This is a genomic window from Chromohalobacter canadensis, from assembly GCF_029544075.1.
Classification (GTDB): domain Bacteria; phylum Pseudomonadota; class Gammaproteobacteria; order Pseudomonadales; family Halomonadaceae; genus Chromohalobacter; species Chromohalobacter canadensis_A.
In genome coordinates this window covers 33,342-59,882 of sequence record NZ_JAJQJH010000012.1, presented here as the reverse complement: position 1 = coordinate 59,882, position 26,541 = coordinate 33,342, and the positions used below count along the sequence as shown (strand labels likewise).

General features: G+C 59.2%; 24 protein-coding genes. 9 read left to right on the top strand and 15 right to left on the bottom strand.

From position 1 onward, the window contains the following. Positions 1 to 5 precede the first annotated feature (5 nt). The 4 genes from LUN51_RS13695 to LUN51_RS13680 form a co-directional block, all read right to left on the bottom strand. On the bottom strand, positions 6 to 1,013 hold the full coding sequence (locus LUN51_RS13695; RefSeq protein WP_246893754.1) for a metallophosphoesterase: 1,008 nt from the start codon (positions 1,011 to 1,013) through the stop codon (positions 6 to 8). Between the two features lies 1 nt (position 1,014). Beyond that, the gene (locus LUN51_RS13690) at positions 1,015 to 1,896 is read right to left on the bottom strand and encodes an NAD(+) kinase (RefSeq protein WP_246893755.1); all 882 of its coding nucleotides are present in this window, start codon (positions 1,894 to 1,896) and stop codon (positions 1,015 to 1,017) included. Positions 1,897 to 2,000: 104 nt separating this feature from the next. Beyond that, on the bottom strand, positions 2,001 to 2,270 hold the full coding sequence (locus LUN51_RS13685) for a hypothetical protein (protein WP_179000078.1): 270 nt from the start codon (positions 2,268 to 2,270) through the stop codon (positions 2,001 to 2,003). Next, positions 2,267 to 3,730, bottom strand: coding sequence for a PLP-dependent aminotransferase family protein (locus LUN51_RS13680; protein WP_277811726.1), 1,464 nt, complete (start codon positions 3,728 to 3,730; stop codon positions 2,267 to 2,269). The genes LUN51_RS13685 and LUN51_RS13680 overlap by 4 nt, the downstream gene beginning before the upstream one ends. A 166-nt stretch (positions 3,731 to 3,896) precedes the next feature. Between LUN51_RS13680 and LUN51_RS13675 the strand changes: the two genes are divergently transcribed. Continuing rightward, on the top strand, positions 3,897 to 4,877 hold the full coding sequence (locus tag LUN51_RS13675) for a DUF1853 family protein (RefSeq protein WP_246939355.1): 981 nt from the start codon (positions 3,897 to 3,899) through the stop codon (positions 4,875 to 4,877). A 15-nt stretch (positions 4,878 to 4,892) separates the two neighbouring features. Continuing rightward, the gene (zntR, locus tag LUN51_RS13670; protein WP_040243956.1) at positions 4,893 to 5,333 is read left to right on the top strand and encodes a Zn(2+)-responsive transcriptional regulator; all 441 of its coding nucleotides are present in this window, start codon (positions 4,893 to 4,895) and stop codon (positions 5,331 to 5,333) included. A 37-nt stretch (positions 5,334 to 5,370) separates the two neighbouring features. Here the strand turns inward: zntR and LUN51_RS13665 are convergent, their stop codons facing one another. After that, positions 5,371 to 7,047: an FMN-binding glutamate synthase family protein gene (locus LUN51_RS13665; protein ID WP_277811699.1), complete on the bottom strand. Its 1,677-nt coding sequence runs from the start codon at positions 7,045 to 7,047 to the stop codon at positions 5,371 to 5,373. Between the two features lie 94 nt (positions 7,048 to 7,141). After that, positions 7,142 to 8,017, bottom strand: a complete 876-nt coding sequence (locus tag LUN51_RS13660) for a carboxylate/amino acid/amine transporter (RefSeq protein ID WP_246939387.1) — start codon at positions 8,015 to 8,017, stop codon at positions 7,142 to 7,144. 28 nt (positions 8,018 to 8,045) lie between these two features. Between LUN51_RS13660 and LUN51_RS13655 the strand changes: the two genes are divergently transcribed. From LUN51_RS13655 to LUN51_RS13645, 3 genes are all read left to right on the top strand, one after another. Then, positions 8,046 to 8,510: a DUF6314 family protein gene (locus tag LUN51_RS13655; protein WP_277811698.1), complete on the top strand. Its 465-nt coding sequence runs from the start codon at positions 8,046 to 8,048 to the stop codon at positions 8,508 to 8,510. Between the two features lie 109 nt (positions 8,511 to 8,619). After that, a complete protein-coding gene (locus LUN51_RS13650) occupies positions 8,620 to 9,087 on the top strand; it encodes a glycine zipper 2TM domain-containing protein (protein ID WP_246893761.1) in 468 nt (155 codons plus the stop codon). Between the two features lie 149 nt (positions 9,088 to 9,236). Further along, positions 9,237 to 10,226, top strand: coding sequence for a lipid A deacylase LpxR family protein (locus tag LUN51_RS13645; RefSeq protein ID WP_246893762.1), 990 nt, complete (start codon positions 9,237 to 9,239; stop codon positions 10,224 to 10,226). Positions 10,227 to 10,287: 61 nt separating this feature from the next. On the opposite strand, the gene LUN51_RS13640 is transcribed toward LUN51_RS13645, so the two are convergent. After that, entirely contained in the window at positions 10,288 to 10,572 is a 285-nt protein-coding gene (locus LUN51_RS13640) for a hypothetical protein (protein ID WP_246893763.1), read from the bottom strand. A 266-nt stretch (positions 10,573 to 10,838) separates the two neighbouring features. Between LUN51_RS13640 and LUN51_RS13635 the strand changes: the two genes are divergently transcribed. Continuing rightward, positions 10,839 to 11,327 (top strand): FKBP-type peptidyl-prolyl cis-trans isomerase, encoded by a 489-nt coding sequence (locus tag LUN51_RS13635; RefSeq protein WP_040243966.1) that lies wholly within the window; start codon positions 10,839 to 10,841, stop codon positions 11,325 to 11,327. Between the two features lie 70 nt (positions 11,328 to 11,397). On the opposite strand, the gene LUN51_RS13630 is transcribed toward LUN51_RS13635, so the two are convergent. Further along, a complete protein-coding gene (locus tag LUN51_RS13630; protein ID WP_246893764.1) occupies positions 11,398 to 12,072 on the bottom strand; it encodes a CDP-alcohol phosphatidyltransferase family protein in 675 nt (224 codons plus the stop codon). An 86-nt stretch (positions 12,073 to 12,158) separates the two neighbouring features. Here LUN51_RS13630 and msrA point away from each other — a divergent pair, with 86 nt between their 5' ends. Beyond that, positions 12,159 to 12,761: a peptide-methionine (S)-S-oxide reductase MsrA gene (gene msrA / locus LUN51_RS13625; protein ID WP_277811697.1), complete on the top strand. Its 603-nt coding sequence runs from the start codon at positions 12,159 to 12,161 to the stop codon at positions 12,759 to 12,761. A 10-nt stretch (positions 12,762 to 12,771) separates the two neighbouring features. Here msrA and LUN51_RS13620 read toward each other — a convergent pair whose 3' ends face one another. From LUN51_RS13620 to LUN51_RS13610, 3 genes are all read right to left on the bottom strand, one after another. Continuing rightward, positions 12,772 to 13,974, bottom strand: coding sequence for an MFS transporter (locus tag LUN51_RS13620; protein WP_277811696.1), 1,203 nt, complete (start codon positions 13,972 to 13,974; stop codon positions 12,772 to 12,774). A 101-nt stretch (positions 13,975 to 14,075) separates the two neighbouring features. Beyond that, entirely contained in the window at positions 14,076 to 14,696 is a 621-nt protein-coding gene (locus tag LUN51_RS13615) for a C40 family peptidase (RefSeq protein WP_277811695.1), read from the bottom strand. Between the two features lie 284 nt (positions 14,697 to 14,980). Then, entirely contained in the window at positions 14,981 to 17,437 is a 2,457-nt protein-coding gene (locus tag LUN51_RS13610; protein ID WP_277811694.1) for a DUF1266 domain-containing protein, read from the bottom strand. A 204-nt stretch (positions 17,438 to 17,641) separates the two neighbouring features. Here LUN51_RS13610 and LUN51_RS13605 point away from each other — a divergent pair, with 204 nt between their 5' ends. Beyond that, positions 17,642 to 19,090 (top strand): NAD-dependent succinate-semialdehyde dehydrogenase, encoded by a 1,449-nt coding sequence (locus LUN51_RS13605; RefSeq protein WP_052445102.1) that lies wholly within the window; start codon positions 17,642 to 17,644, stop codon positions 19,088 to 19,090. A gap of 13 nt (positions 19,091 to 19,103) precedes the next feature. Further along, on the top strand, positions 19,104 to 20,384 hold the full coding sequence (gabT, locus tag LUN51_RS13600; RefSeq protein ID WP_277811693.1) for a 4-aminobutyrate--2-oxoglutarate transaminase: 1,281 nt from the start codon (positions 19,104 to 19,106) through the stop codon (positions 20,382 to 20,384). Positions 20,385 to 20,466: 82 nt separating this feature from the next. On the opposite strand, the gene LUN51_RS13595 is transcribed toward gabT, so the two are convergent. The 4 genes from LUN51_RS13595 to LUN51_RS13580 form a co-directional block, all read right to left on the bottom strand. Further along, positions 20,467 to 21,798, bottom strand: coding sequence for an acyltransferase family protein (locus LUN51_RS13595; RefSeq protein ID WP_277811692.1), 1,332 nt, complete (start codon positions 21,796 to 21,798; stop codon positions 20,467 to 20,469). A 66-nt stretch (positions 21,799 to 21,864) separates the two neighbouring features. Then, positions 21,865 to 22,107: a GlsB/YeaQ/YmgE family stress response membrane protein gene (locus LUN51_RS13590; RefSeq protein ID WP_040243976.1), complete on the bottom strand. Its 243-nt coding sequence runs from the start codon at positions 22,105 to 22,107 to the stop codon at positions 21,865 to 21,867. Between the two features lie 110 nt (positions 22,108 to 22,217). Next, positions 22,218 to 24,719, bottom strand: a complete 2,502-nt coding sequence (mdoH, locus tag LUN51_RS13585; protein WP_040243978.1) for a glucans biosynthesis glucosyltransferase MdoH — start codon at positions 24,717 to 24,719, stop codon at positions 22,218 to 22,220. Next, the gene (locus LUN51_RS13580) at positions 24,712 to 26,301 is read right to left on the bottom strand and encodes a glucan biosynthesis protein G (protein WP_246893771.1); all 1,590 of its coding nucleotides are present in this window, start codon (positions 26,299 to 26,301) and stop codon (positions 24,712 to 24,714) included. Before LUN51_RS13580 ends, mdoH begins: the two co-directional genes overlap by 8 nt. Between the last annotated feature and the right edge of the window lie 240 nt (positions 26,302 to 26,541).

Below are 26,541 nucleotides of genomic sequence, written 5' to 3'. Positions count from 1 at the left end.
GTCACTCACGCAAGCGCGATGTCATCGGGCGTCGGGGGCACCGATCCCTCACGCGCCACATCGACCCACACGAAGCGATTGGCATCCAGGTGTTGTTCCCCTCCCCAACGATAGGCCACCAGGCGCCCGTATTTCACAGCGCTGTAATCAAGACAAGCAATATTCGGCGCCGGCAACGCCGGGACCCCCTCGCACCAATAGTGGCCAATGAATAACGGCGGCTCCTCCGGTCCATAATAAGGCAGTCGCTGTCGCTCCTCCGTGCTCAAGGGCTGATTCTCGAGATCATCGGGCAGGTTATCGGGCTGGAAGACCACATCGCCGTAGGTCAGAGGGTCGCGTGCCCAGAAATGGGCGCGGAAACTCGTGCGCGTGAAGCCATCACCGGAATAGATCCGCAGGCCCGCCGGCAGCGGCAGGGAGGGGCCCCGCGTCAGGCGATCCATGACACGAAAGGCGAATGTCCCCGGGCACGCCGAATCGTAAAAGAAGTCCTCGCTCATGCAACCATCGGGACATTGCGCCAGGAATGGCGCGATGAGGTCGTGGTCCCAGCAGGCATGCACTACCCGTAGTCCGTCACGTTCGAGGCACAACGGCATCGTCATGAACCAGTCGAGATGGGACTGCCACTCCTGAGGGTGATCGCGAAACTGTGCCAACGTCTCATTGATGATGCGATTGTGGCGCGGCGAATGCTCACGCAGCCATTCTCCCGCCCATTCCGGCGGCGCTCGGCGACAATACGCCAAGGCATTATATTCGTGATTGCCCATCACGATATCTGCTTCGCCCGCCTCGACCATGTCACGCGCGATATTCAGAGCCAGTCGAATGCGCGGGCCGCGATCGATCAAATCGCCCAGAAAGATCACGCGACGACGCGGATGACGATACACGCCCTCCCGATAGGAATACCCGAGCTTTTCCAGCAACACGGCCAGCGAGGCGCCACATCCATGCACATCGCCGATCAGGTCGTAACCCTCGAGGTCTTTTCGAGCCAGCGTCATGTCACTCCCCCATCCGGCTGCTCCAGCCGAGCTTGGTGCGACAGGCCTCGAAATAGTTGTGACCATGCGGATGAAGGAGTGTCAGCCGTTCCCGTTTGCGGCGTACGACCAAGCGGTCCCCGGGCTTGGAAACCACTTGGGTCTGGCCGTCACAACTGACATGCGGATACGCGTGGTTGGTTTCACCGATATGCACCGTGATCTCGCTGGCCGCATCGATGACGATCGGCCGACTCGACAACGTATGCGGAAACATCGGCACCAACGTGATGGCCTCGAGCCGGGGATGCACGATCGGGCCACCTCCCGACAAGGCATAAGCAGTGGAGCCGGTCGGCGTAGCGATAATCAACCCATCGCTGCGTTGGCTGTAGACGAACTGACCATCGATAAACAGCTCGAACTCGATCATCCGCGCGGCCTTACCAGGATGGATGACCACATCGTTGAGTCCCGAGGCCGTGCCGACCTGTTCGCCAGCGCGGAACACTTCCGCCTCCAACAGGAAACGACGTTCGCTCTCGAAGTGCCCATCAAGCACTTCGCCGATTCGCTCTTCGACTTCATCCGGCGAGATATCGGTCAAAAACCCCAACCGCCCCCGATTGACGCCCAATACCGGCGTACCCGTGGCGCACAACTCCCGCGCGGCGCTCAACAGGCTGCCATCACCGCCAACCACGATCGCCAAGTCACAGCGCTCACCCAACTGGCGACGGCTCGCCTCGGGATAACCATGATTGAGCAATACCGTGGCGGTGCGCTCCTCGATGATCACATTGAGCTGGCGAGCGCCGAGAAAGCGGAGCAACCGCTTGAGCGTCTCTACCGCATTGGGGCTGCCCAATCGCCCGATCAGGCCAATGGTCTTGAATGGCTGCATGAAAGCGTCTCGTTGCCGGCGTCGCGGCCCGTCATTATGCGGACTGGCGAGCAGCGGAGCAAACCGCGCCCAACCGGAACGTTTACAATATTAGCGATCTTCGCTCATTCCCTGGGGTCGTTGTACTGATCCGACTCGGGTGTCTGCACGGGGTGCAACTCCCACCAGTAGAGATACAAGGCCACCGGCGAAGCGAAGATCGTATTCAAGATCATGAAGGTCACCAACGCTGCCCAACCCTGCCCATCGACCTCGCCGTAATAGAGCATCATGAAGACAATCCCAGCGACGCCCACGATCACATTGATCACGAGGATAGCCGCGAAGAATTTGAATATCGCTTTAAGTTTACGCGACATTGGCTTCTTACTCATGGTATCGCTCCTTGCTGGATTTCATCTGTCGAGTGGTCCCCGCACTCCAGCTGCTGGGCAATCAGGCGCCCGAGAATTTCCATGCCGGTCTGCAAGCGCTCATCCCAGGGATGGCCATAGTTCAAACGCAGACAGTGGTGAAAACGCTCGTGCGAAGAAAAGATACTACCCGGCGCGATACTGATACCTTCGGCCAGCGCCATCTGGTGTAGCCGCGAAGTGTCCACACACTTCGGCAACTCGACCCATAAAAAATATCCTCCAGCGGGATATGTAGTCCGGGTACCTTCAGGGAAATGCGCCGTGATCGCTTGCAGCATACAGTTACGCTGCCATTCAAACCTGTGCCTAAGCGTTCGCAAATGCCGATCAAACCCGCTTCGTGACAGGTAAGCCGATAGCGCTACCTGAGCCGGCGCTGATGCCGATAAAGAAAGTGAAAGTTTGTCGCGCATGATGTGTTGGGTATAGCGCCCCCCTGCCACCCAGCCAACACGCCAGCCAGGTGCCAGACTTTTGGAAAATGAGCTGCAGTGCATGATCAAACCTTCCTGGTCGAAGGCTTTGGCAGGCAGCGGCCGGCGGCTATCGAAATAAAGCTCACCATAGACATCATCCTCGATCATCGGCAAAGCATAGCGTTGCAGTAGCGCGACAAGATCACGTTTCTTGTCTTCTGGCATCAGGCTACCCAACGGGTTCTGGAAGTTGGTCATCAACCAGCATGCCGCCGGCTTATACCGCTGTATCGCCCGTTCCATCGCCTCTAGGTCAACACCATCGCGTGGATGTGTCGATATCTCGATTGCCCGTAGGTGATTCCGTTCCAGCGCTTGGAGCGCCGCATAAAAGGTAGGGGACTCTACAATGACCGCATCCCCCGGCTGGGTGACGACACCCAGGCAGATATTGAGCGCTTCCAGTGCGCCATTGGTCACCACGAGATCATCCGCATACACTTGCATACCATCCGCGTGATAGCGCAGTGAAATAGCATGACGCAGTTGAGCACTACCCGGGCTCAAATCATCCACCGTGTGCCAGACACTCAGCTTGGGTAGCGTGGATGCCATGACCTGAGAAAGCCTCGGGATAGGATAGAGCTCAGGACTCGGCAGTGCAGACCCCAAAGGCACCAGATCGCGGCGCATAGTGGCGCCTAGCACCTGGAGAACACGGTCGCTGACATCGACATTGAATACACGCTCGTCAGGCGCGCTGGTCATCTCGATTTCCGGCGGACGGGTGCCTTCCGGCCCAACGACATAGAACCCTGAGCGGTCACGCGCCCGGATAAGTCCTTTGGCTTCCAGTAGATAATACGCCTTGAAAACAGTCGTGGGACTGACATTACGGCTGATGCTGGCAGCACGAATCGAAGGCAGACGATCCCCGGCATGCAACGCACCGGAGAGAATTGAAGACTCAAGTGCTTCAGCCAGATGTTGATAACGCTTCATGTCCACCTCCGACAACACTCACTACCTGTTTAAACGCAACGGCAACGGGTTCGCATTGTCTTGCAACTGGAGATATTGTCAGGGGAATACCATGGAGAGTACAGATTCAGATAAGTATGAAAAAAGCATATCAGTTGACGACAGGCGCCTTACACATGACGACGAAATGACGCAAGCACTGCTCGATGCCGCCATGCCCGCGCTGGAAGACGAATGGGCATCGTTTGACCACCCCTGGGTGCGTGATCTCGCTTGGCTATTGCATGCACCGGATATCATCGACAGCGATTACCCGGGCCGGCCGACACTCGAGGAGCTCGGGCTTGAAGACGCTTCGTGCAGAAAGGCTTGGCTGCATGCACTCGACGCCGAACCACAACGGCTCATATCGTATATCGGCGCGACGCCACCGCGACGTCTGGGGCATTATCATGAGCGCCTCTGGCACGCCCTTCTCGACCTTGCCCCGGCAACTCACCTACTGGCCACCAACATCGCGATTCACGAGGCCAGCCGCACCCTCGGTGAGCTAGATGTGATCTATGCCGATCGACAGGGACAGCCCATCCATCTTGAATTGGCCATCAAGTATTATCTGGGCCTTCGCGAAGGACCCGGCGACGAACGCAACCCGGCACGCTGGATCGGCCCCGGCTGCGTCGACTCGCTGGCGCGCAAGCATGCCCATACTGATCATCATCAGTTGCCCCTGGCACATCATCCGCGCTCGATGGCACGCTTGAACGCGCTGGCTATTGACCCAAGATCACTTCGGCAGCGAGCAGCCATGCTCGGGATGCTCTTTTATCCTTGGCCCATCACGATAGCGGCACCGCACCCGGCACACACCACCGCCACGCATGGCAATTGGCTGCCATGGCAAGACTGGCCGATACTGCGTGACAACTTGCCAACGGGGACCCTGGGCGCCCCGCTTCACAAGCCACATTGGCTTGCGCTTCCCGGGGGCGAGTCCTATCGCTCGCTAGAGAGCGTAGACGCCGAACTCGAGACACACTTCACGGGTACCGGCGCGCCACAGCAATATCATCTGCAAGCGCCCGACGGCACCCAGCGGCGTTTTTTCATCGTACCCGATGACTGGCCGCGAAGCCTGCCACTGCCACCCATTACGTCCACTATATGAGGAGGAGAGCCCACCATGCTACGGATCGGAGAACTGGCCGAGCGTAGCGGCGTCAGCGTCGATACGTTGCGCTACTACGAAAAGGAAGGATTACTCCCGGATGCCCAACGCGGCGACAACGGCTATCGCTACTACGCTGCGGACAACCTCGAGCGCCTACATTTCATCCTGCGCGCCAAGCGTCTGGGCTTTACCCTGGCCGACATTCGTGAGCTGCTCTCGCTGCAGGTCGATGCCGATGCGCACACCTGCGAAGAGGTCAAGCGTGTTGCCGAGGACAAACTCGCCGCTATCGACGCACGCCTCGCGGAATTGCATCACATGCGCCAGGCGCTGGCCCACCTGACCGATGCCTGCTGCGGCGGCCCGCACGCAGCCACACAATGCACGATCCTAACCGCCTTCGCCAACGGCAAGGCCGCCCCCGAGCCGCACCAGCACCGTCATGACGCCTGAAAAATGCCTCTACGCGGCCGTCGACCCACTCGTTGCATCAGCCACCTGCATGGGGGCGAAGCGCACCAGGGACACGCCCCGGTCGGTCAAATCCTGCATCAGCCACCTGCATGGGGGCGAAGCTCTTGGCCTGCGCCATGCGCCAAATACGCCCATAGAACGGGCGCTGACCGGGGTCGCGCAACAACTCGCCAGGCTCCAGAAACGGATGTAGATGAGAGAATAGCTTCACCTCGTTTTCCGAGACCCGGTGCACGAGGTGGTCCGGGGTGATCTGCCACGGGCGCGTCAGCCCCGCCGCGGCGATCATCTCTGCCAGGGCATGCAGGGTATTGTGATGAAAGTGATACACCTGCTCGGCCTTGTCGCCGACCACCAATGCTTTCTGACGTAGCGGGTCTTGGGTGGCCACTCCCGTCGGGCAGCGGTTGGTATGGCAACTTTGCGATTGAATACAGCCCAGCGCAAACATGTACCCACGTGCGGCATTAACCCAATCGGCACCCATTGCCATGACCCGAGCGATATCGAAAGCGCTGATGATCTTGCCGCTCGCTCCGAGGTGAACCTGCTCACGCAACCCTACGCCGACCAGCGTGTTATGCACGAACAAGATCCCTTCACGCAGTGGCGCTCCCAGATGATCGGAGAACTCGACCGGAGCTGCGCCCGTGCCCCCTTCACTGCCATCGACGACGATGAAATCGGGCACAACCTCGGTTTCAAGCATTGCCTTGACGATGGCCATGAACTGCCAGGGTTGGCCGAGACACAGCTTGAAGCCGACCGGCTTGCCGCCGGAAAGCTCACGCAATTGCGCGATGAAATCAAGCATCTCGAGCGGCGTCGAGAACGCCGGATGGCTGGCCGGCGAGAGACAATCCTCGCCTTGAGGGATCTCCCGCGTCTGGGCGATTTCCGGGGTAATCTTGTCCGCCGGAAGCAGCCCTCCGTGACCGGGCTTGGCACCTTGGCTGAGCTTGACCTCGATCATCTTGACCTGCGCATCGCTGGCCTGCTCGGCGAAGCGTTTCGGGTCAAACTCTCCAGCCGGCGTACGACAGCCGAAATAACCACTGCCGAGTTCCCAGATCAGATCACCGCCATGTTCGCGATGATACGGACTGATACCCCCTTCCCCAGTGTCATGCGCGAAGCGTCCAAGCCGGGCGCCCTTGTTGAGGGCGCGAATCGCATTAGCGCTCAATGCACCGAAACTCATCGCCGAGATATTGAATAGCGAAATCTCATAAGGCTGGGCGCACTGGCCGTTACCGATGGTCAGACGAAAATCGTCCGGCTCTGCCACAGATGCCGTTTCCATCGAATGACCGATGTACTCATAGGCATTGGCGTAGACATCGCGCAGGGTCCCGAAGGGCTTGGCATCGTTATGCTGGCGCGCTCGCTGGTAGACTAAACTACGCTGCACATGGGAAAACGGCAGCTGCTCGGTATCAGCCTCGAAAAGATACTGACGCAACTCCGGACGTAATGCCTGAAAGACATAACGCAAGTTACCAATGATCGGGTAATTGCGACGTACCGCATATCCACGCTGTGAAAGATCGGCAATACCCACGAGTACCAGTACGCCACTCACCAACGGCACCAGCCACACACCATGCCACTGTATGGCCATGAGCGTCGTCACCAGCGTGATCACACAGCACACCGTGAAAAAACCGTAACGCGATAACAAAGAATGCTTCATGAAGATGTCCTGAACGAAAGGCGTCATCACCATGAAAACACGAAACGTCGTCCGGGTTTAGAGCCGCCTGGCTCAACAGGCGGCCGCAACGCGATCAAGTAATACCAAGCGACGCCTGATGACGCCGGCGCCACCAAGTATTGATCAGTAACGAGGCCAGCAATATTCCCCCGCCCAACATCAGACGCGGCACATCCGCGTCGCGGTTCCAGATTAGCAGATTGACCAGCAACCCGGCGGGCACCAGCGCATTGTTCATGATCGCCAGCGTCCCAGCATCGACTCGACAAGCCCCCTTGTTCCAGAGGAAGTAACCAAGCCCCGATGCAACGACGCCCAGCCATAGCAAGACGCCCCACTGTAGCGAGGTCGTCGGCAACGCCGTGGTATCGCCAAACAGCCAGAACGCCGGTAACGCCACACACAACGCTCCCAGGTAGAACCAGCCGAAGACATGGCGATGCGCTACCTCCTGTGGCAAGCGCGGCGCCAAATGACGATAAGCGACCTGCCCCACGGCGAAGCATAGGTTCGAGCTCTGTACGACCAGGAACCCGGCCCAATAGGCGTCGCTGATGTCAGCGTAACGAATGACCGCCGCCCCGAACACGGCAAGCGCAGCAGTGAGCAGATAGAATGGCGTAAAGCGCCCCTTGAGTATGTCGTCGATCAAGGTGATATAAAGTGGTGTGAAGATCGTGAACAGCAAGACTTCCGGCACGCTCAACAACAGAAACGACTGATAGAAACCAATATACATCGCTCCCAGTTGCACAGCGCCAATGGCCATCAGTCCCAATACATGCTCGAGCGGCAAATGTCGCGGACGTAGCCAGATCAGAAAGACCAGCGCCGCCAACCCAATGCGGGTGAGCACCGCGAAATAACTATCGACCTGGCCAGAGAGGTAGACGCCGATCAGGCTGAAAGAAAATGCCCAGAGCGTCGTCACGCCAATCAAATATCCCATTTATAGTTAACCTTCGGATTTATATAAGTTGACTTCCATTATACGCCTGACACGTCTCTTGCCTAGTATCCACCGATTGAGCTTCACGTCTCGCTCGGGGCATGCCTCCGAAGTGGCCTGGTCCGGTCAAGGTGCAGGAACGGTAGCGCCCGAGAGACACACCGACTGGGTACGCTTCGTCGAACAAGGCCATTTTCTGCCTCAAGGTCAATCCCGCGAGGTAGCGTTTCGCAATGTCTATCGCTGGGACCTTCATCCTGATCATATCGCGCTCTATCACGAGCGCCGGGGCCCCGACGCTGCGGTCTGGCTATTCGACCTCGTCGCCGACTCGGCGACCACATTGACCAGCAAGTCGCCACATCTCTGCGGTGCTGATACCTACCAGGCCCGTCTCACCTTCGAGCCCCACGGCTTTCGACTCGAATGGCATATCGTGGGACCTCGCAAGGATGAGCGACTCGTCTACCATTATCGGCAGCCAGGCGATTAACGCAGCGCAGTGGCGCATCTTCGTCGCCAGCACTGGCCGGTATCGTATCAACGCGCTAGAATAGTTTGAGAACGCTGTTTTCAAACAGCATGAAAGTAACGGAGGTCGCATGAAAGCACTACTTCCTTTAGCACTTATCGGGTCATTGGCACTCGCCGGATGTGCCAACACTTCACCTTATTCCGGTGATGTCTATCGCAGCGGGCAAGCCGAAACCGCGCAGTCGGTGACTTACGGCACTATCACGTCGGTGCGCCAGGTGCAGATTCAAGCCGGCGATCAGAACGAAGGCATTCTGGGTGGCCTAGGCGGCGCCGTGCTGGGTGGCTTGCTCGGAAACCAAGTCGGCGGTGGGTCTGGACGCACCATCGCTACGGCAGCTGGCGCCATCGGCGGTAGCGTCGCTGGCAGCAAGGTCGAAGATGCCGCCAATCGTACGCAGGCCTGGGAGATAGAAATCCGGCGCGATAGCGGCGATTCCGTCGTCGTGGTCCAGAAAGCTGACCGCAACTGGCAAGTAGGACAGAAAGTACGCATGGTGGGCAGTGGAGCCAATCTGAGTGTCGCGCCTTATTGATCGCCAGTAAGCGATTACCAAGCTAGCATGTGCCGCCCGAGTGTTTTCGTGACCCGGGCGGCATTAGCAGGGCCAAATTTCCCTACCCGACATCGCTTACATACGCTATCGTATGTGACGTGATACGCTACGGATAGGAAAATCGTCTCATGAACACAGGACGCACGCTCGGTTACCTCGCCTCGGCCCTCGCCTTTGCGACATTCTCCAGTCCCGTGCTGGCTGACGGAATGCTTACGATCAAGAGCGAAAATGATCTGTTCGCCAGCGGCGACGACGGGCATTACACCAATGGACTGGAAATAAACTGGTCATTCACACCCGACGAAAGACATTGGACACGACGCCTCGCCGACGCCGTGCCCGGCTGGTCGGGCACGGAGCTCGACGGCGTGGCTTATCGCGCCGGGCAGCAGATCTACACACCCAACGACATCGACCGCTCAGACCTCGTCGAGAACGACCGTCCCTACGCGGGCCTGCTCTATGCTGGCGTGTCACTCTTCGATGACCGCCAGTACAGCGGCTGGCGCCAGGCGGACGATCTCCACTTCGACGCCGGCATCGTGGGGCCGGCATCGGGGGGGAAAGCCATACAGAAGAACTTTCATCACCTCATCGGTAGCGACGAACCCAACGGCTGGTCGAACCAGATTCATAACGAACCGGTGCTGAACCTGACCTACAAGCGCAGTTGGTGGCTGCAAGACTCGCTCGGTAACCTGGACGTGGAGTATGGCCCCAACGCCGGCTTTGCCCTCGGCAACCTGTATACGTATGCCGCAAGCGGCGTGGGCCTGCGTATTGGCGATAACCTACAAAATAGCGCCGGCATGCCTGCCGTAGCCCCCGCCCAAAGCGGTAGAAGCCATTTCACACCCGGCCAAGGTTTCAACTGGTATGCGTTCGCGAGCCTTGAGGGCCGCTTCATGGCTCATAACCTGCTGCTGGATGGCAATACCTTCGAGGACAGCCACTCAGTAGACCGCCGGCAATGGGTCGGCGATGCGCTAGCCGGTATCGCCTTGACGTGGGACAGCTGGCAGCTCACCTACACCAGCGTCTGGCGAACCGATGAATTCGAAGCCCAAGACGAAAATGACCAATTCGGCTCATTGACGCTTTCGCTATGGCTGTGACGTCCCCGACGACAATGCCCCGCATCAGCGGGGCATCGATCTAACGCAGAACAGCTTTTCGTCAATGTAACTTGACGCGGCGCATCAGCCAGCATCCCACGCGCTTGGCGATCCAGTAAAAAAGCGCCAGGATGATCAACGTCAATAACATCGAGATCGGATTGACGATAAAAGTGGCGCCCAACACGGCCAAGGCAATACTCCACACCCAGCGATCGTCACCGTCCAGCTGCAACGCCGCCGGGATGCGGCGCATGACCACCTTTCCGAGAGAGCCGTCCCACGCACGCAGCGCCAGGAAAAGAATCACGGCGAAAGCGATCAGCCAGATCAGCGTTACGGTCATGTTGGCCTCCTGATAGGCAACGTCGGTAGTCTTTCAATTACACCAATTGACGGCAGGGTACCGCCACCCCCCTTACCGCGCAACCGGCGCGACGTCCTGACGCAGGGCGCTACTCAAGAGACCGTTCGGCGGCGAATTCGTTCCCGATGCACCTTGAAGTGTCGTCATGCAACTCAAAGGGCATATGAAAACCCCGAGAGGCCCCTGACACACTTGGGTGAGCGCGTTACCATGGGTAGCGACATACACCCAGAAAGGTCTTCAACATGCAGATTGCCCAGAATTCCGTGGTTTCCTTCCACTACACCCTCACCAATAACGAGGGTGAAGTGCTGGACAGCTCGGAAGGCCGCGATCCTCTGACTTACCTGCACGGCGCGGGCAACATCATTCCAGGGCTGGAAAAGGAACTGGAAGGCCGTCAGAGCGGCGAGAACCTCAAAGTCACCGTCGAGCCGGCAGAAGGCTACGGTGAAACACAGCCCGGCCTGATGCAAGAAGTGCCGCGCGATGCCTTCCAGGGCGTCGACGAAATTCAACCGGGCATGCAGTTCCAAGCGCAGACCCAAGGTGGGCCGCTCATGGTCACGGTCACTCAGGTCGAAGGCGACACCGTCACCGTCGATGGTAACCATCCGCTGGCCGGTCAGACCCTGAATTTCGATGTCGAGATCGCTGAAGTGCGTGAAGCTTCCGAGGAAGAAGCCGAACACGGTCACGTACACGGTGAAGGCGAGCAAGAACAGGAGCACTAAGCGCTCCTTCGCAACACCTGACGTGAAAACGGGCGGCCTGCGGGCCGCCCGTTTCATGTCTACGCTCCGCCTACCTTGGCTCGACTTTCGATGAGCCAACGCCTTTTTCGAGCGCCCCTTCGGATGCCCCTTCAGCCCTGGCCAAGGCACGGTAGCCTCCCCCGATGCGCATTGCTGTCGTGATTAGGCACGCCACCGCAAAGAAGACCGCCCACCAGGGGAAATATGCCGGCCAAAGGCAGAACACGACGAAGGCAATGATCGTCTCGGTGCCTTCGGTCAAGCCATCCAGATAGTAAAACGCCTTGTGCTCAAAATGCGGCCGCTCCAAGCCATGGCGTGACGCGGCGATCGCAAAGGCCAGAAACGACGCACCGGTCCCCATGAACGCGAAAAGCAAAAAGGCTGCGGGCAAGGCGTTTTGCACCGGGTCGGCAAGTGCAAACCCCAAGACCACGGCGGCATAGAAGATGAAGTCCAGGACAATATCGAGAAAGCCACCGGCATCGCTTTGATATTGCAGATGACGCGCCAAGGCGCCATCCAGACCGTCACACACGCGGTTGAGGACAATCGCCACCAGTGCCAGACCATAGGCCTGATAGGCCAATAACGGCAACGCCAGCATGCCGATTGCAAAACCGACCACCGTCAGTTGAGTCGGCGTCATACCGCGACGCCCCAAGTCAGTGGCACAGCGCGCCAGTACCGGCGCGACCCAAGCGTTCGTCCATTTATCCAGCATGCTGGCTTCCGCTATTTTTCGAGTAGACTTGATGTATGTTCACCGCAGCAGCATGGCATATTAACCCGACGTTCAGGAGCTCCCCGATGCGCTTTCCCGTGATGGCGTTAGCCCTACTCGCAACGCTTGCATTCGTTCCCATTTCCCAGGCACATGCCGAACAGCGCGAGGCCATCTTCGCCGGTGGCTGTTTCTGGTGCATGGAGCCGCCTTACGACAAACTCGAGGGCGTCATCTCGACAACTTCTGGCTACATCGGCGGTGAAAGCGAGCGTCCTACCTACGAGCAGGTCAGTAATGGCAATACCGGCCATGCTGAGGCGGTCAAGGTCGTCTACGATGACGAGGTCGTCGGCTACGACACGCTGCTTGACGTGTTCTGGCACAATATCGATCCCTTTGCCGAGGGACGCCAATTTTGCGATGTCGGCAGCCAATACCGTAGCGCCATCTTCCCCCTTGACCAGCGTCAGCGACGCCTCGCCGAAGCCTCCAAGGAAGCCGTGGAAACGCGCTTCGAGCGCGACGTCAAGACACGTATCGAGCCACAGGCGCCCTTCTGGGACGCCGAGGAATATCATCAGAATTTCTACAAGAAAAACCCCGTGCGCTATCGCTTCTACCGTGCCGGCTGCGGTCGTGACGACCGACTCGAGGCTGTGTGGGGCGATGACGCCGGCAAGCCTTGAGAGTACGCGCTCAGGTCGCCGCTGACATATCGACCATGCGTCGCTCGCGACGCCACAACCAAGCCGCCACGCTGAAGGTTCCCAGCAACACCAGCAGCGAGGCAGCGATCACGCCGCTCCATTGCCAGCGCGCCCAGAACGGCTCTAGATAGAAACCGCCGAGGCTAGCCCCCAGGTAGTAAAACACCAGATACAGCGACGATGCACTGCCCCGGGCGCGCTGTGCGTGCCGCCCCACCCAGCTGGAGGCCATCGAGTGCGCCAGAAAGAACCCCACGGCATTGATCGTCAGCCCCACGATGATCGTGACCAAGGAGGGTATCAACGTGAGTAACGAGCCACTCATCAGAATAGCGATACCCAGCATCATGCAGGCCGGCTGCGACAAGCGCTGCGCAATACGCCCGGACAACGCTGAGCCCACGGTACCGCCGAGATAGGTCAGGAAGATCAGGCCCAACCATTGCGAGGTGAGAGAAAACGGCGCCTCGCTGAGCCGAAACGTCACATAACTGTATTGATTGATGAAGATGAAGAAATTGAATCCGCCGATCAGGTAGGCGGCAATCAACCGAGGATCGCGCAAATGCCCCTGCATGTCCCGCGCGGCCTGTCCCGCGCGCAATGGCGAGGGGCGGAACTGTCGGGCAGGCGGCAAGGCGCGCCAGAAGACCCAAGTGCATGCCAGGCTCAGACACGCGATCGCCACGAAACTACTATGCCACCCCCAATGTTCGGCGACCGTACCGCCGATGACGCGTCCGCCGATCCCACCCAGCGTGTTACCACTGATATAGAGCCCGACGGCCAGCAAAAGCGCCGGTTTGTTGAATTCATCGCCCATCCAGGCGATCGCCACCGCCGGTAACCCGCCCAGCAAGAACCCCTGCAAGGCACGCAAGGCCAGTAGACTCGCGAAGTTAGGCGCAAATGCCATGATCAAGGTGCAGAGACTGGCGAGTACCAGCGTGACACGCATGATGGCGGCTCGACCGATGGCATCGGAAAGCGGTCCGTAGAACAGTAGCGACAGCGCTAGCGTCAACATGCTCACCGACATCGCACTGCCCGCGGCTAGCGTCGAGACCTCGAAGCTCTCGCGAATGGCCGGCAGCAATGGCTGGAGAACGTATAAGTTGATGAAGACAGTAAAGGAGCCCAGGCACAGTGCCAAGGTCGCGCGCCACCAGGCGCGGGTATGCGCTTCGATCATGACATCCTCCATGAGTGCATCATGATCTCGCCCGACGCAGCATTATACAAACAAGATGTGTGACGAACCTGTCGGACGGCATGACGAAAACTGCGAGCCGCTCATCCTTCGTGGGGTGGGCGATCAATACGCGCCGCCAACTGCGTTCTATCCATGGGCCGCCGTGACTGCCAGTAGTGACGATTCCAGTAGACGTTGTCGAGGCGTGACAACTTGACGCCCTGTGACGTCGAGGCATGCAGAAAATAGCCATCATCGACATAGACGCCAACATGATTGTACGGGCCGGGGGAATGGAAGAAGACCAAGTCGCCAGCTTCAAGTTCGCTGCGTTGAACTCGACGCCCCTCTTGCATTTGTTGCCCGGTGGTACGCGGCAAAGAGATATGGAACGCATCGCGATAGACATGCTGCATCAACGCCGAACAATCGATGCCGCGTTGCGTGGTCCCGCCAAGACGATACGGGGTGCCTACCCAGCGCTGGTGTTCGGAGAGTAGTGCCTTGCGAATACGCACCGGAGATACGAGCGCCCGCTGAACATCGCTGGCGCGAAAGGTGGCCAACGGAGATCTACGACCCACGTCGGACAGCGCGCCTTCACCGACCTTGGCGGACGCAGACAGCGCAGATGATTGTGGAGCGGTATGTTGTGGGCTTTGCGTGGCACAGCCACCCAACAGAGCAGCCAGAAACCATCCCCATGCCATGGTTCGAAGCATCCAAGCGACCTCATCACACGTATTCAACCTCGCGGATGCCTCGGGGCGCTTGCATGCATGCAAGACGACGCCCTGCCTTACTAGGCACTACCTGGCGAGGGGGTCGCTGTGGTGGTGGCGCGCGCATCGCAGGTGCCACCGCCAGAGCGGCCTAGACTCAACTCGTTAACCTGTCGTGTGCCATCGGGGGCATCAAGACCGAGGTGATGATAGAGAAACTCCCGCCTTTTGACGAGAGCTCTCGGAAATAGGATACGAAATATTTCATCCCGCGCTCTGCGCGATCAGTGCAACGTCCGTTCATCACCCGGCAGGGTATCGATATGCAGAGGCGCCCAGTGACGTGCGGGTGCGCCCGGAAAATCGAGACTTGCCCAGCCACCGGCCAGCGGTGGCGCGGCCGTCAACCAAGCGGTCAGTGCCTCTCCGAACCCCTGCAGAAACGCCTCACGCTCATCTGTCTCGCCCATGAAGAAGGAAAAACCCGCATAAAGCCCCCGGGCGTAATCATACCAACTCGCATAGTGCGCTTGCGCCAAATGAGCGGCGCGCTCTATAAAGGTGTCGAACTCCATCGCCGACAGCCAATTCATCTGTCGCCCGGCAATGGCAAGATCGACGGCCTGCGCCACATCCCAGGCGGCCATGTCGTACTCGTTGCATCCCGAGGCGTTATTCTCGACGCGCCGCAGGCGCAGTAGATGATTGCGATCATCCTCGCTGCACTCGCCGGATTCGATAATCGCGACTTCCTCACGCAAGCGCGCGGAATTGAGCGTATAAGGCGCATAGTTGATCTGATATTCCTGGCGGTCGCCCGCCTCGATCAGGAAATTCAGGAACTCCTTGAGTGCCTCCGCCGACAATAACCCATAATGGCTATCGAGCCATTCACGAAGTTCCTCACGTTCGCTGCCAACTTCAGGACCCGGGGCGCTCCAGACAGGGGCATTGAGAGGCCCGACCAACGCCAAGGCCGTAAAGCGTGGCAGCGACAAGCGCTCGCCGGGTTCAAGCCAGGTACCATGGCGCCAGTCGAGCCAATGGAAGGGGCTACCGGGGTCATCGCGGTGCCAATGGATTTCCGCCACCAGGGACGGCTCTTCCGCCTCGGGCAATGCCGCCTCCCATGCCGCCCACGCCTCGAGCAACGCCTTAGGGCCACTATAAAAGCGGCTCAGCACGCCGCGCAGTGATTCCGCCAACGTCTCGAGCTCACGGCGGTCGTAATCGCCGCTGTCGGCACACATCATCAGGTAGAAGGCGTATTTCTCCGCCATGAAGATCGTCGCCGCATGGCGCGTGCAGTGCTTGAGGCCGTTGCGTAGTCGTACGGCCTCCGGCATCGCGTTTCCAAAGGGCGTTTTCGCCGCGGGCAATGCACCATGGGCGGCATCGGCGGCCAGTTGATTGAGATGATGCACCTGCCCGGGCAGCCACAAGCTGGCCAGGCCGGCCGTCCCCATGGCAGGCTCAAGGCCCAGCGTGTCACGAAGATAGCGACGCGCCTCATCCCGCTGCTGCGAATCCGGGGTGCGATCAATGCCCTGTCGGTATAACAGATCGGGTTCACGCATCGCCGCCAATGCCAGAACCCAGTGCCACGCCGGCGCGCGCCAACTGCGTATAGCCTGCCGCGCGGCCTCGCGCTGGGCGTCGTCCAGCAGTGCCTCAAGCGTCACCTGCCAGGGGCTCGACCGTGAGCGCAACAAGACGTCCCAGTCACGCACGAAATCCGCACGCCGATCTGCCCCCTCGAAAAGACTACGCCCACGCTGGTAAGCCTTGGCAATGGCCATCCAGTCGCGATATCGGCGCATCAGCAGATCGCCCGCGTGTGCGGCGAATGCCTCGGCTTCCTGCGCATTGAGCCAGCCCGCATTCCAGCCCGCGTAGGCTAGATCCGCTAACCGCAACCAATCCCACGCCGCCCATTCCAGAGGCTCTCCGCTGTCAAGGAATGTCAGCATCATATGACCGTAGTCACTCGCCTCACCGAGCGATTCCCACCACTGACGTCGAGCACTCTCCCCTTGGGTGGTCAAACGTGCGGCATCGAGATCCCATGTATAACGATGCCCTTGCCCGCCCAGCCACAGCAGCATGCGAATCAATTCATCGCGTCCGTCGATGCGCCAGACTTCGGCCAACCAGCGTTCCACCTCCGGCCAGTCCAAACGCGCGTCGCACGTTGTGGTCAGCACGGGGGCGAAAACCGCACGCAGGCGCCATACACCGCTATTCTGATCGATCGGCCACGGTAGCTGGCGAGACCGGTCAGACAGCCACGCGGCGAGCGCCGCCCAGGTGATACCGGCCGCTTCGCGCTCGAGTTGCGACAATGCGTCGCACGCCTCGAGAAAACCATCATCGTCTTGAGTCCAGTCAATTTGCCCTCTCTCGTGACGCAACGCCGTCAGCCATGCATCCAGCGAGGCATGATGCGCCTGGATGTCGGCGGCAATCCACTCCGCCCAGGCGTGGGCTCGAGGGGCATCCAGCCAGCCGGCAGCACCCGACAATGCCAGCAGCTCAAGTGCTTGTAGCTGGCGCAAGGCCTCGCCCTGCCCCGGCATGCCCGCTTCGGCCAAGCGCCAGCCGAGCTCTCCCCGTTCGCGCACGTCCAACAACGCTAGGCGTGCCTGCGCCGTCTCGGGCGGCACACTCAACGGTTCGGGATCAAACGCCCAGCCGCACAGCACCAATTGCTGCGCCCACCAGGCGTTAAGAGGATCGATCAAGACGCACCTCACTCATAGACTCGGCATTCATACAACGGCGCCATAGTGTACCGGAAAGAGGCTGGTGTCGCCGATACACAAGGCACGATAACCTGCCCGTGCGAGATGCGAAAAATCGCTGGACGCCACCCTGATCAAGTGTTTTAAATAATGCACACACCGTCAAATAATAGGCGATGAACCACGCTTCATCCGGAGGCTTCCATGAGTCAACCAACACCCAACATCTTAATCGACCGCGCCTACATCGGCGGCGAATGGCGCGATAGCGAGCACCGTTTCGCGGTCACCGACCCTGCCACGGGCGAATGCCTAGCGCAGGTTCCCGATCTGGGCGCGGACGAGGCACACGACGCCATCGCCGCCGCCGAAGCCGCATGGCCGCAATGGCGTCGACGCCCTGCCAAGGAGCGCGCCTCCTTGTTGCGCGCCTGGTTCGAGCGTGTCATGACCCATCGCGAGGCACTGGCGCAACTCATGACCTTGGAACAGGGTAAGCCACTCACCGAATCGCGGGGCGAGGTCGCCTATGGGGCGAGCTTCATCGAATACTATGCCGAGGAAGCCAAGCGCATCGCTGGCGAGACCTTACCCGGCCACGGCGCCGATAAGCGTATTCTTGTCATGCGCGAGCCGATCGGCGTGGTTGCCGCGATTACGCCCTGGAACTTCCCACTGGCGATGATCACCCGCAAATGCGCCCCGGCCTTGGCGGCCGGCTGCCCAGTGGTGATCAAGCCCGCAGAAGCCACACCGCTGACTGCCCTGGCGTTGGCTAAGCTCGCCGATGATGCCGGGCTACCCCCAGGCGTTATCAACGTGCTCACTGCCGAGAAGCCCGCCGAGATTGGTCACGTACTGACCACCGACCCAAGGGTACGCAAGGTTTCGTTCACCGGCTCGACACCGGTCGGCAAACGCTTGTTGGCGCAGTGTGCGGAGACCGTCAAGAAAGCGTCTCTGGAACTAGGCGGAAATGCGCCCTTCGTGGTTTTCGACGACGCCGACCTGGATGCCGCCGTGGAAGGGGCCATCGCCTCCAAATTCCGTAATTCCGGGCAAACGTGCGTGTGTACCAACCGCTTTTTGGTGCAAGACGGCATCTATGACGCCTTTATCGCCAGGTTCGCCGAGCGCATTGCGGAACTCAAGGTCGGTAACGGTCTCGATGACGACGTGACTCAAGGTCCCTTGATCAATACCGCAGCCATCGACAAGGTGCAGGCACACATTGCCGATGCCCGGTCCAAGGGCGCACGCTTGGTGTGTGGCGGCGAACCGCACGCGTTGGGCGGCACCTTCTTTCAACCGACCCTGCTCGCCGACGTCACCGACGACATGCATGTCGCCCGCGAAGAGACATTCGGCCCCGTGGCGCCAGTCTTCCGTTTCACCGACGAGGACCAAGCCATCGACATGGCCAACGCCACCGAATTCGGCCTTGCCGCCTATGTCTATGCGCGCGACTATCGACGTATATGGCAAGTAATGGAGGGCCTCGAATACGGCATGGTCGCCATCAACGAAGGGCTTCTATCGACCGAGCTGGCGCCCTTCGGCGGCATCAAGGAGTCCGGACTGGGACGCGAAGGTTCCCACCACGGCCTCGAGGAATATACCGAGCTAAAATACGTCTGCATGGGCGGACTTTAACAAGGAGGCAAGCATGAACAACGCACAGCTCAATGAACTCAAGACACGTTACGTCGCCAGCGGCGCCGCGAGCCCGGCGACCCAGTTTGCCGAACGTGCCGAAAACGCCCTGATCTGGGACGCCGATGGCAATCGCATCATCGATTTCGCTGGCGGTATCGGCGTGCTCAACGTCGGCCACCGTCATCCCAAGGTGGTGCAAGCGGTCAAGGACCAACTCGACAAGGTGATGCACACCTGCCAGACGGTGATGCCCTACGAGGGCTACGTGAAGGTCGCCGAAAAACTCAGCCAGCTCACTCCGGTACGCGGCCACGGCAAGGTGATGCTCGCCAACTCCGGCGCCGAGGCATTAGAAAATGCCGTCAAGGTGGCCCGCGCAGCGACGGGACGCGACAACGTCATCTGCTTCACCGGCGGTTATCATGGCCGAACCTTCATGACCATGGCCATGAACGGCAAGGTCGCGCCCTACGCCACCGACTTCGGCAGCATGCCAGGCAACGTCTTCCGTGCACCCTACCCGGTGCCTTATCACGGAGTTAGCGAGGAAGACGCGCTAAACGGTCTGAAGATGACGCTCAAGACCGACGCCAACCCGCGCAACACTGCCGCCATCGTGCTCGAGCCGGTACTCGGCGAAGGCGGCTTCTATGCGGCCTCGCCCAGCTTTCTCAAGGCGGTCCGCGAGATCTGTGACGAACACGGCATGCTGATGATCGTCGACGAAGTGCAATCCGGCTTCGGGCGCACTGGCAAGCTGTTCGCCATTGAACACAGCGGCGTCGAGCCCGACATTATCACCATGGCCAAGAGCATGGCCGACGGCATGCCGATCTCCGCTGTGGTCGGCACCGACAAGGTCATGGACGCCTCTGGTGGCAATTCGCTGGGCGGCACCTACACCGGTAGCCCGGTCTCCTGTGCCGCTACCCTCGCGGTACTGGAAGTCTTCGAGGAGGAGAAAATCCTCGAGAAGAGCCAAGCGCTGGGCGACAAGTTGGGTGAGCGCTTCGCCAAGTGGCAGCAAGACTTCGCCTGCGTCGATAATATCCGCCACCTGGGGGCCATGGCCGCCTTCGACGTGGTCGCCGACAAGGCTAATCACACACCGGATGCTGAACTGACCGGGGCGCTATGCAAAAAAGCGCGTGAGAAGGGATTGGTCCTACTGTCCTGCGGGCTCTACGGCAACACCATCCGCTTCTTGATGCCGGTCACCATCGAAGACGATATCCTCCAGGAAGGTCTGGATATCATTGAGGCCTGCCTCAAGGAATTGAGCCACGCGTAAACGCGCGAGCGTAATCGCATAACACAAGAGGGGGCCATCTACATGGCGCCCTCTTGTCGTTCAGACCAGACGGCAACTAACGTCAGCGCGCCACCTTCTCGGTATGCGACGGTGGCGTCCCCACCCTAGGCAGCAGCCAACGCTGCATGACATTGCGCACCCGCAGTACGAACTGCTCCTGAAACATCACGCAGAACAGCACCGTCAGCAAGAGAAACAACGGATAGAACGCCAGTGAGCTGTCACCCGCGGCATCGAAACAAGCACGAAATCCGCTCGCGCACAGGGCTGGATCGCCCGCGAACACGCGCTCGAATCGGGTGAAGATAACAAACAGCGGGACATGTAGTGCGAACATCGGCAACGACGCTCCACCCAACCGGCTTGCCAAGCGACGGACACGACGACTCTCGGGCGTGCTCCATTGTGTGGCCAGTAGAATCAATGCCAACTGCGCGGGCAGTAACAGTCCATTATGCAGCAGGTAATACCAGGCATGACCCTGCCCCAACAGCCAGACCGCCACCACCACACAGCCCACCACGAATGTCGCCAGCATCAGGCGCTGTATAACACTCAGCCAGCCGCCCGCCGCACGATAGCGGGTATACCATACACACAGTAATATCCCCCCCACGAATTCAGGCAAGCGAATCAAGGGGTTGCGGTGCAGGATCCCCGTTTCAGGCATACCGAAATCGGTCGTGATGATAACCAACAATGGGGGGATCAGGTACAGCAAATTGGTCAGCGCTAAGGCCCGGCCCACGCGACGGATACGAAATAGGCGAGGCGCTATCCACGGGAAGACCAGATAAAATCCCATCAGCGCCGAAATCGACCACGACGGCGGATTGAAGGTCAAGTAATACGGATTCCATGCATGCAGTAGCCCGACGTTGAGTACCAGGTTAAGCGCAAGCTCTCCGTTGCTCATGAAATGCTCCAGGGCACCCGGCGTCGCTTGTCCCAGATCATTGTTGACGTCGTAAATGACGAAACGAGGCGACATCCCAGCGTCCTCCGGTGAAATCGCCAAATACCCGATCAAAGCCGACATGCTGACCGCCAGCACCAGCGACCCGATATGAATCGGATACAAGTTCGAGAAGCGTTTGATCCAGAAGCTGCGTGCCGGTTCGCGCAGCTTGCGCTGGTTATCCAGGTATACGTGGGTCAGCAGAAACCCCGACAGCACGAAGAAGGTACTGGTCGAGAAGAAGCCGATGTCGGTCACGTAATGCGACCAGTCGCTGATCGACGGGTAAGTATGCAAAGTGTGGAAGATAACGATATAAAGCCCGAGCGCGAAGCGCAGCCATTCCAGACCGATAAAGCGCTCTTTCTGACTCGTTTGCCGTGCCTTTTCCATAAGCCCAAGTTCCTCGAGTGGCGCCTGAACGGCGGCAGCCACGAAAAACCCCGGCCTCTCGTCGAAGCCGGGGCCACACATTGTCGTGCTTTCGTCACCAGCCAGGCGTCAGCTCTTGCGTACCTTGGCCACGATCCACAACAGCAGCACGGCACCAATCACGGCCATGATCAATGAGCCGATGATATTGGTCTGCGCAAGCCCCAGTAGACTGAAGAGAAAGCCGCCGATAACCGCACCCACGATGCCGACACCGATGTTGCCGAGGATACCGAAGCCGCCACCGCGCATGATCTTGCCTGCAATCCAGCCGGCCAAGCCCCCGATGATCAACCACAAAATGATGCTCATTCCTTCATCTCCTTCTTTCCTTGAATGCGACGCTAAACGAAAGGCCACTCATAGACATCGTCTCCAGCATAGCAGCTAGGCCAGCGGCGATGACTTCATAGCCCGTCGTTTCATCCCGGCACCCGCCATGAGACAGGTTTCGGCGTACCGAGTTCGCGCCAGTCCGGGTGTGCGTCGGGCGATGTCCATACCCAGTAATGCAGCATCGACAGCAACACGGGGTCATCGAGCACGTTCAATCGGGTCGCTGGCTCCACCTTGCCGGGGTTCTCGGCGACGATCGCCCTGACCCGTTCCTCTCGACGCTGCCTCAGAAGTGCCGATATGCCATGTCTGCTCGTGGCCAACGCACACCCTAGCGCATTGGCCATAGGATCGACGACCACTTGCACGAATGTCGGTGCCGCCGCCTGCTGGGCACGCATACGTTTCAGATGACGCACCATGCGCCGCAACACACGCGGGGGATGCGTCTCTTCGGGAATACGAAACAGGCGCGCATGCTGACACCAGCGCCCCAGCGACACACGGCTAGAAAACACCGAAACCGGTATCGACACCATCAAGGCGCCAACGATAGGCGCCAGCCACCAGAGAAAAGTCGGTTCCATGTAATACACGCCCGCGGCCCACGCCGCTCCGATAAGCGTCTGAACGCCGTGGTGACGCACGGCATCGCCCCACGGCGTATCGCTGTTATCACGCGACGGAGAGCGCCACTGTATGGCGCGCCCTAGAAGCGCCGTCAGTACGAAGCGTGTGTGGAAGAGCATTCTTACCGGCGCCATCAGCATGGAGAACAGCGATTCCAAGACCATGCCCGCAAATAGCCGCAAGCCGCCGCCGAACTCCTTGGACCCTTGCGCAATGACCAATATCACGCTGAGCACCTTGGGCAAGAACAAAAGCGTGGCCGTCGCCGCGAACAGCCCTACCGCCATAGTCGGATTCCACTGCGGCCAGACAGGAAACATCATGCCCGGCTCGGGGAAATACTGTGGCGTACTCAACGTATGTACCGCCAGCAAGGCGGTCGACAAGATCAGGAACAAGCACCACAGCGGCGCTGATATGTACGACATCACTCCGGTCAGGAAGACCGCGCGATGCACGGGGTGGATGCCCTTGGCCAGAAACAGGCGAAAGTTCATCAAGTTGCCATGACACCAGCGACGATCGCGATTGAGTTCGTCGAGAAGGTTGGGTGGCATCTCTTCGTAACTGCCATCCAAGTTGTAGGCGATCCACACACCCCATCCCGCTCGGCGCATCAATGCCGCTTCGACGAAATCGTGAGACAGAATTTCCCCGGAAAGCGAGCCTTTCCCAGGCAGCGGTGCCAGCATGCAGTGACGCATGAAGGGGGCCAGGCGAATGATCGCGTTATGCCCCCAGTAATGCGACTCGCCCAACTGCCAGAAATGCAGTCCCGCCGTGAACAACGGCCCATAGACACGCGTCGCGAACTGCTGCATGCGTGCATAAAGATTCAAGCGGCCAGAGGCACGCGGCGCGGACTGGATAATCCCAGCCTTGGGATGCGCTTCCATCAGCCGCACCAAACGCGTCAAGCAAGCGCCGCTCATGACGCTGTCGGCATCCAGCACCACCATATAGCGATAATTGGCGCCCCAACGACGGCAAAAGTCATCGATATTGCCGCTTTTACGCTTCATTCGACGCTGGCGGCGCCGATAGAAGACTCGGTCGAAGACATCCAACTCTCTACACAACGCCAGCCAGGCGTGCGTCTCCGCGATCGCCAGTTCGGGATCGAAGGTATCGCTCAAAATAAACAGGTCGAAGCGGCTTTCCTGGCCGCTATCGCGCAGCGATTCGAGCGTGGCACGCACGCCGGCAAAAACGCGCGCCACATCCTCATTGCAGATAGGCACGACCAGCGCCGTGCGCGCCTTTTCGTCGATCGGCGCATCCTCCTGCACATCACGCGCATCGATCGCGTAGCGGTCGCGTCCACGCAAAAGTTGAAAGAACCCCATGAGGGCCGTCCAGAATCCCGCCGAAACCCAGCAAAACAACAGCACGAACAACGTCAGGATAGCGACTTCGAGCGCTTGCTTGCCTTGATAGGGCAATACCGAGCGCATGTATTCCGCCGCCACCAGGCTCTGCCCTACCACCAGGATCAACAGAATCTTGCGACGCAGCCTGCCGACTTTCTGCCAACGCGGGGTCAGCATGGCGTCCGACCCACCTTTTTGACGTCGGCGAAAGCCACGCTCTATCCAGTTGCGCGTACGCTGGGCATAACGCACGAAAGGATTGGTCGCCCATGGCTCCGGCGCCAAGGGTGTACGCACGATCGGCGGCGTAGTGCAAAGCCGCGTAATGCCTTGCGCGTCAGTCGTGAGCACGGTGGGCGGCGCCAACGGACGAGCGCTATACGCCAGCGACAGACGCGCGCCCACCGATGCCGCAGCCGGATCATCCTCCGCGGCCTCGCGAGCGCCTAGACTCGAGTGTAAGGCTTCCATACCTTGTTCATCGAGGCGACTCGCGAGCAGCTCGCGACGCGCCCCTCTGGTGTCCGTTTCCTGTGCCAGGCGTTCGAGATAATCGCCGGTCGCTGTATCAACTTGTGTATCAGCCATTGGCAGGGAGCCGGTAATACCAGGTTTCCGAAAGCCGCTCATTCCCATCTTTCAGGTAGGCGCGAATATCCAGGGGTTGACTATCATCACTACGTTTGACGCGCACGAACATCCGCCAACCACCTACGGCGTCATTGGGGATGACACGGCTTTCGACCAGTTCTCCGTTGTCTCCGACGGAGGCATCGACCGTCATGCTGGCACCGTCTTTGATCGATTCCAGTCCCGGCCCCTTGAAATCGACGATGAACGCCAGCGAGCCATCGGTCTCACGCACCAAATTGTCTTTACGTACCTCGCCTTGCGAGCGACGCGTCTGGCTCGCCCAGGACAAATCAGGGCTATGGAACTTGGCTTCGTGCGTCGTCCAGTACATGCGATAATTGAAGTTGAGTTCATCGCCCGCTTGCGGCGCTTCGTCGGGCTTCCACAAGGTGACGATATTGTCGTTGGTCTCGTCTGGCGTGGGAATCTGGATCAATTCTACCTGGCCCTTGCCCCAGTCGCCTTGAGGTTCGATCCACACACTTGGACGGCGATCATAGCGATCTTTGAGATCTTCATAATCGTGGAAGTCGTGACTGCGCTGCAGCAGTCCGAAGCCCTTGAGTGAGTCGACATCCTGCTCGTCGACCATCAACTTGCCGGGATTTACAAGCGGGCGCCATGTCCACGTCTCATCGGCGCCACCATCGTGCACCAACAAGCCATTGGAATCGTGAATCGCCGGCCGGTAATTGAGTGAATCCGTGGGCTGGCCAGGACCGTACAAGTACATACTCGTCAAAGGCGCGACCCCCAATTTTTCCACGGCGTTACGCATGAAGAGATGCGATGTCACATCGACGACGGTGTCTTCGCCGGGACGGAGAACGAAACGATAAGCGCCGGCAAGGCTCGGCGAATCAAGTAGTGCGAACACCGTCAAATACTGACTATCGCTACTTGGCTTGACGACCCAGAACTCACGAAATGCGGGGAATTCCTCTCCACTGGGCAACGCCGTGTCGATCGCCAGACCACGACCGGAAGCACCATAAGTCTGATCACGCCCCAAGGTGCGGAAATAACTCGCCCCCTGAAAAGCCATGACTTCATTCATGTGATCGGCGTCATTGAGCGCATTGGTAACCTTGAACCCCGCGAACCCAAGATCCTCGAGATCTTCCTCGGGAATATCCAGGTCACCGTAAGTGAAATCGTCGGGATCGAAAGCAATATCTGCCACTTCACCATCCACCACGGTATGTATCTTCACCGAGGTGTCGTAATGCATCCCTTTATGAAAGAAAGCAAGATTGAAGGGTAGGTCGTCGTCTTCCCACAGCGCGTGCCCATCTTTGGTGTGAATCTTGGCGTAGTCCGAGTACTCCAGGTTGCTCAGCGATTCCGGCAAGTTTGTTCCGGGGGATTGATACCCTTGTTCGGAAAGTTGCTCAGCTTTCTTGACCACATCCTCGAAGCCAAAGGCAACACACGCCTGCGCCGCGAAGGCTAGCCATACACCCAGCATGCCCGCGAGAGGGCGACTACAACGACGCGAGGAAATTGCCGTCAAAAAATGTCGATTCGGTACACTCACATTACTACTCCCTTGCGGCTTTTCAGGGGCAAGTCACCCCTTTACGTCACATTCTTCGGCTGAACACACTAGTGTATGCAATACACCTAACGAAGATGAAAGTTCCAGAGGCGACGCAGATCGATGAGACGAGAAGCCCTCCATGCTCCCGATACAAGAGCTTAGCATCACGCAGGGCATGAAGGGAGCCCACCGACAGCGTTGTCGTCACATTGCGCTCATCCCCGTTTTCTCCACACC